At 45.5% G+C, this 1,584-nt stretch carries 1 protein-coding gene; it reads right to left on the bottom strand.

All coding sequences use genetic code 11. The annotated features are described in order from the left end of the window. Nucleotides 1–224: 224 nt before the first annotated feature. The gene (locus AC3G2T_RS38620; RefSeq protein WP_488438804.1) at nt 225–1,430 is read right to left on the bottom strand and encodes an IS4 family transposase; all 1,206 of its coding nucleotides are present in this window, start codon (nt 1,428–1,430) and stop codon (nt 225–227) included. Nucleotides 1,431–1,584 lie beyond the last annotated feature (154 nt).

Below are 1,584 nucleotides of genomic sequence, written 5' to 3'. Positions count from 1 at the left end.
CACTGGCTTTGCAAACAAAACCCTAACTGTGGGATGAAATCCATATAAAGGTATTCGTGATGAGATGGCACGCATGTAGTTGAGTGTCGTTTGGTTGCAATTTACTATAATTCGATATATATATAAATTTTACCATTCCACTTTTCTTGGAAGTATCGAAAAAAGTCAACGTCCGCCTAAGTCTAGACAATACCCATAATATACCTTTTATGTTTAATTGCTGCTTATTTGATCACAATCTGTTGGGCCTTTAACTTTTTAGGATGTTTTCGGGTGCGTCCTCGTTTGGCCTTTTTTCGTCGTCCTGCCGACAAGCGCTCCGGCTCCCGGTTGAGAGCCTGTACGAATACATCCCACGTGTGGAACCAATAATGCCGCATCGTTTTGAGAACCGTCCATGTCGTTTCTTTGGTTTGCGCTTCTTGTTTGACGAGCTCGCTTAACCCGTATGCGATAAGTGCGATGTAAATCTGGCTCCATACTGCTTCCGGTTTGTGGTTGAATAACTTTTTGATCTTCAAATGGCTTTTGATCCACTTGAAAAACAGTTCGATGAACCAGCGGCTTTTGTACATCTCAGCAATCTCTTCCGCGGTATGCTTCCAAAGACTTGTCACTACCCGGTAGACTCGCTGTTTGTCGTCCGTGTATTCCACCAGCCGAAGCTGGAAACATTCTCCGCTCTTCAAGTCTTTGACTTCCACAAGCGCATCTTTGAGGATATTCGAGTTCGCTGGAACCGGAAAGTCTTCCAAAACGCGGAAGCTGGAATTTGCCTTCACTCGAGCGACAAACGAGATGTTTCGCTTCGACCATTCATGGTACAAGTGGTAATTGAGATAGCCTCGGTCGAACACATAGATCGCATCGTCCTCCACCACTAAGGAAAGCGCCCCCGCTTGGTCGGACACCGCACTTGTGGATAGCACCATTCCATCGGGATGCATGCTGTCGCGATCGGCCACCACGTAACGCAAATGCAGTTTCACGCCGTTCTTGTCTTTCGAAAAGTACGCCCACTCGCCGGCTTTTTCGGGCAACGTGATTTCAGTGGCGTCGATGAGGTTTAATCGGCCGAGATTCGCTATCCCCTTCTTGTCCTCATGTAGCTGTCTGACCTGCTCAAGGACATGGAAGCAGAGACGCTGCACGGTCTCCAGCGGCAATTGCTCCATTTTCCGGTAAACGGAAGATGCGTGGACAGACGCTAGTCCAATAAACTGTTGAAGGATGGGGTTTGCGCGCAAACCGATTTCGATGTCGGACAAACTTTCCAATCCGCGAAGCTGGGCATCGATCAGCAACAACAGGGTTGTACCCGTAAGCAGCTTCTTGGCGTACGAGTCGCTAAAGGGGCACCGAAAGTTTTGTAAATCCAGTAAGCTTAAACACTTTTCAAAAACGGTATTTGATGGTAGACTATTACCCATATTGAGCTCCTATTTTAATGGATTTGGGTAACACGCCTAGATGATCTGACCATTAGAATAGGTTTTTTTATGCAAAATTTCAACATTAATTTACCTTTTTTGTTAAATAACATTTAAAAAATATGGTTTGTTACATTTGTTTGCAAAGCTAGTG

The sequence above is a fragment of the Paenibacillus sp. sgz302191 genome (genome assembly GCF_057749925.1).
Note: the sequence above shows the minus strand (reverse complement) of the source record. Positions and strands in the feature narration are given on the sequence as shown.